Origin of the sequence: Cryobacterium sp. 10I1, assembly GCF_035019805.1 — a bacterium.
Lineage (GTDB): Bacteria > Actinomycetota > Actinomycetes > Actinomycetales > Microbacteriaceae > Cryobacterium > Cryobacterium glucosi.
In genome coordinates this window covers 1-988 of the sequence record NZ_JASJVF010000505.1, presented here as the reverse complement: position 1 = coordinate 988, position 988 = coordinate 1, and the positions used below count along the sequence as shown (strand labels likewise).

Annotated in this window: 1 protein-coding gene; it reads left to right on the top strand. The window is 69.7% G+C overall.

Annotated elements, in window-relative coordinates; translation table 11 throughout:
• On the top strand, positions 1-674 hold a 674-nt coding region (locus QN345_RS19420), incomplete at its 5' end, for a hypothetical protein (RefSeq protein ID WP_323509163.1).
• Between the last annotated feature and the right edge of the window lie 314 nt (positions 675-988).

Genomic DNA, 988 nt, shown 5'->3' with positions numbered 1-988 from the left:
TGGACCTGTCGACGGGGTTCGACTCGGGGTCGGGACCCGGCGGCGCTGCTTCGGGAACGGCTGGCGGCACGGGTAGTGCAAGCGGGACGGGTGGCGCGGGCGCTCCGGGCTCGACCCCGACACCGACTGTGGGGCTGCCGTTCGTGCGGGACGGGTTCGCCGTCAACTGCCCGCTCTGCGACCCGAATCTCGTGGTCCGCATCAGTGATCTCGTCAATTTCCCGGCGGCAGCACCCGGCCAGGGCATGGAGCCCAACGGCTGGGCGATCACCGGGCTCCCGGCGAATTTCCTGGCCCAGGCATCCGTGCATGTGCGCACGGGCCTGTTGCTCGGGTTCGCCGCCGAGGTGCGTTTCACGCCGACACGGTTCCACTGGGACCTCGGCGACGGCGCGGCCATCGCCTCCGCGACGGGTGGCGCGAGCTGGGCCGCCCTCGGCGTGCCGGAGTTCTCGAACACCGCAACCAGCCACGTCTTCAGGTCAACGGGCCGGCACACCGTGGTGCTGTCGGTCGTGTACTCGGCTGAGTACCGCGCCAGCGGTCAGCCGTGGCGTCCGGTGCAGGGCACGCTCACGATCGCGGCGCCCCCGATCGCGGTCGTCGTCAGCACGGCCTCGACGGTCCTCGTCGGCCAGGACTGCACGGCCAACCCGTCCGGCCCCGGCTGCTGACAGCGAACTACTTGCGGCGCGCGAGCCGGATGGCGATGACGATGATGGCCACAGCGATAGCCGCCATCACCACGAAGCCGCCAACCAGAATCAACACGTGCCAGACCGTCAGGTTGTTCAACATTTCTCCCCCCAGAGGCCGGCTGTTGGACCGGCGATACCAGAAGGCTAGCCGACCCCGGAGTCGCGCGCACGCCCGTCTGCGAGGTCCGGCTCCGGGACTGGCCGTGCGGGGACTGCCCTCCGGGCACGGCAACACGGAATGATAGGGACTGTGCACCGACACCCTCGCTGGTCGCACCGCAGTTTCGATT